At 44.7% G+C, this 3,491-nt stretch carries 2 protein-coding genes; one reads left to right on the top strand and one right to left on the bottom strand.

The window, feature by feature from the left end; all coding sequences use genetic code 11:
• Nucleotides 1-35: 35 nt before the first annotated feature.
• Complete coding sequence (locus DK207_RS15515; RefSeq protein ID WP_004726714.1) at nucleotides 36-3,002, bottom strand: Tn3-like element ISAcsp1 family transposase; 2,967 nt, start codon at nucleotides 3,000-3,002, stop codon at nucleotides 36-38.
• Nucleotides 3,003-3,096: 94 nt separating this feature from the next.
• On the opposite strand from DK207_RS15515, the gene DK207_RS15510 reads away from it, so the two are divergent.
• Nucleotides 3,097-3,491, top strand: a 395-nt coding sequence (locus DK207_RS15510) for a recombinase family protein (RefSeq protein WP_098733245.1), incomplete at its 3' end; no start/stop codon positions are given.

The following is a 3,491-nucleotide window of genomic DNA, read 5'->3' as shown; positions in this document are numbered from 1 at the left end:
TAGGGGTCGTCTCAGGAAACGGAAAATATAGCACGCTAAGGTTTTTCAATTGCGCGCAATGGCCTAAATTTTCCACCACCTATCTTGGCTTTGCTTCGCCATAGATAATCCCCAGTTAAATTGATGTGCTCCCACCCCAGCGGTGACAGATATTGCAGCAAGGTATCATCGACTGTGCGACCATGCCCTCGTAGGGCGTTAGTCGCTCTCTCTAAATAAACCGTGTTCCACAATACAATGGCGGCGGTCACTAGATTCAAGCCACTGGCTCGATAACGCTGTTGCTCAAAGCTTCGATCTCGAATCTCACCCAATCGATAAAAGAAAACGGCGCGCGCTAATGCATTACGGGCTTCACCTTTATTTAATCCAGCTTGAACCCGACGGCGTAGTTCTACGCTTTGCAACCAATCCAAGATAAACAGTGTGCGCTCAATACGCCCCAGCTCTCGTAATGCCAATGCCAAACCATTCTGTCGTGGATAACTACCGAGTTTACGTAGCATTAGCGACGCTGTGACAGTCCCTTGCTTGATTGATGCGGCCAGACGCAAAATATCGTCCCAATGAGTACGAATCTGTTTGATATTCAGTGTGCCGCCAATCATGGGTTTAAGTGCGGCATAGTCTATGTCTGACTTTGGAATATAGAGTTTCGTATCGCCCAGATCACGAATTCGTGGTGCAAATCGAAACCCTAGCATGTGCATGAGTGCAAAAACATGGTCGGTGAATCCAGCCGTATCGGTGTAGTGTTCCTCGATGCGTAAATCAGACTCGTGATACAGCAGCCCATCAAGAACATAGGTTGAATCACGAACGCCCACATTGATCAGCTTACTGCTAAATGGTGCGTATTGATCAGAAATGTGTGTATAAAATAACCTTCCAGGCTCTGCGCCATATTTTGGATTGATATGTCCTGTACTTTCAGCTCTGCCACCTGCGCGGAAGCGTTGGCCATCTGATGAGGAGGTAGTGCCATCTCCCCAGTTTTCAGCGAAAGGTTGTTTCAATTGAGCATTCACCAATTCGGCCAATGCCGTTGAATAAGTTTCATCACGGATATGCCAAGCCTGTAGCCATGAGAGTTTGGCATAAGTTGTACCAGGACATGATTCGGCCATTTTCGTCAGCCCTAAATTAATTGCATCAGCCAGTATGGTCGTGAGCAATAACGCTTTATCCTTCGCAGTGTCATCCGTTTTCAAATGAGTGAAGTGTCGAGTAAAGCCTGTCCATTCATCGACCTCCATTAATAATTCGGTGATCTTGATATGTGGTAACAGCATTGCTGTTTGGTCAATTAAAGTTTGGGCTGTATCAGGAGCCACGGCATCGAGAGGTGTTATTTTTAGACCAGATTGATTGATCATCGCATCAGGCAAATCGTTGGTCGCTGCCATGCGATTAATGATTGCTAATTTCTGCTCCAATAGTGAAAGGCGACTTTGCAAATATAGATCACAATCAGTAGTAATGGTTAGAGGTAACTCATTGGACTGTTTTAGCTGATTAAATTTATCAGCAGTCACTAAATACTCATCGAAGTCTTTGAATTGGCGAGAGCCTTGTACCCAGAGATCCCCAGCCCGTAGCGAGTTTTTAAGTTCAGATAACACACATATTTCGTAATAGCGGCGATCAATACCATCATCGGTAAAGACTAGTCTTGCCCACCGTTTTTTGATAAACGCTATTGGAGCATTAGAGGGGATTTTTCGTGTATTATCAACATTCATGCTGCGGAGCAACTCTACAGCGGCAAGCATATCTTTTGCTGCTGGGGCAGCACGCAATTTAAGTATGGCAAGAAGTTCTGGCGCGTAACGGCGTAAAGTTGCATAGCTCTCGCCAATTCGTGGTAAAAAATCAAAGTCTTCGGGTTGCGCCAGTTTTTCTGCCTCAGTAATACTTGCTGCAAAAGCATCCCATGAAATAACAGTTTCGATGGCGGCAAACGGATCACTGCCATTTTGCTTGGCATCTAGCAAGGCTTTCCCGATAAGCCCATACAAACGCACTTTGTCGTTGATCGCTTTACCTGATGATTGAAATTGTTGCTGGTGTTTATTTTTTGCGATAGCAAATAGCTTTCCAATAATGCGATCATGCAGGTCAATAATTTCGTCGGTGATCGTGGCCATACTCTCCACAACGATTGCTACCAAAGTGGCATATCGACGTTGAGATTCAAATCTGGCCAAATCAGCAGGAGTCATTTGCCCACCTTCGCGAGCAATTTTCAGTAAGCGATTTTGATGAACGTGTTTTCCAATGTCTTCAGGTAGATCGATGGCTTGTAAGCACTTCAGCCGCTCAATGTGCTCAAGCATGTACTTTGAGTTTGGTTTAGCTGGTGACTGTCTAAGCCACCCCAATATTGTCAGTTTGCTGCCCTCTTTACGGTTCAGCAAAGCATCTATATTTTGACGATGAGTTTCTGAAAGTGAGCTCGTCAAAGCAGTATAAATTATGCGGTTGGCAGATGTGATTGCTTCTGCGCAAATACTATCAATTGCATTTATAGCTGGCAAAAGGACTGATTTTTGTCGTAAATTTTCAACGAGAGTTGTGGCTAAAATAAGACCTTTATCTGTCTGAAGGGACAAATCCACCATCATATTGACCGATTGCCGATAGTCACTCAAGGTGAATAGTTTGAACCCAAAAACTTTTTTCAATTCGGCAATATGTTCTCGTCTTGTTTGCTCGCGCTGACCATAATCATTCCAGCAGTCCACTGATATACTAAGTTGAGCAGCCATCATGAAAAGTAAGGGTTTGAATGGTTCGTCGTTAATACCCAATATCACTCCAGGGTAACGCATGTAGCAAAGTTGAATTGCAAAGCCTAGCTTGTTGGATGCCCCTCGATGTTGATGGACTATGGATTTATCAGAATCACTCAGAGTGTAATGCTGAAGCATAAAAGCTCTATCATCTGGAATTTCGAACAGGCTTCCCAATTCCGTGGACGACAAAATAGAATGGCGCGGCATGGCTCATTAGTCCCAAATAAACTAAACTATTAAAGGTACATTATTTTGTACCGCCACGCTTAGCTTTGCGCTGCAATTTCGCAAGGAGGTTCAATTGGGACAGAATGCGGCCATTTATTGCCGAGTATCAACGAACGATCAGTCCTGCGAACGACAGGAATATGACCTACGTGCCTACGCCAATCGTTGCGGCTACGATGTTGTCGGTGTTTGGAAAGAAACTGCATCAGGCAGTAAGGATGAGAGATTGCAAAGAAAATACTTGATGACCATGGCGCAATCTCGTGAAATCGATGCCATCTTGGTGACGGAATTGACACGCTGGGGCAGAAGCACCGTGGATCTCGTACAGTCATTACAAGATCTTGGGCATTTCGGGGTATCTCTGGTGGCACAAACAGGTTTGCAGTTTGACCTTTCCACATCTCAGGGAAAGCTCATGGCTTCTGTGATGTCTGCATTAGCAGAGTTTGAGGGAGATTTACTACG

This window comes from Acinetobacter haemolyticus, from assembly GCF_900406815.1.
Taxonomy (GTDB): Bacteria; Pseudomonadota; Gammaproteobacteria; order Pseudomonadales; family Moraxellaceae; genus Acinetobacter; species Acinetobacter haemolyticus_A.
Note: the sequence above shows the minus strand (reverse complement) of the source record. Positions and strands in the feature narration are given on the sequence as shown.

Bases quoted from the DNA above. Each gene is read 5' to 3' on its own strand.
- DK207_RS15515 (WP_004726714.1), bottom strand. From the start codon at position 3,002: ATGCCGCGCCATTCTATTTTGTCGTCCACGGAATTGGGAAGCCTGTTC.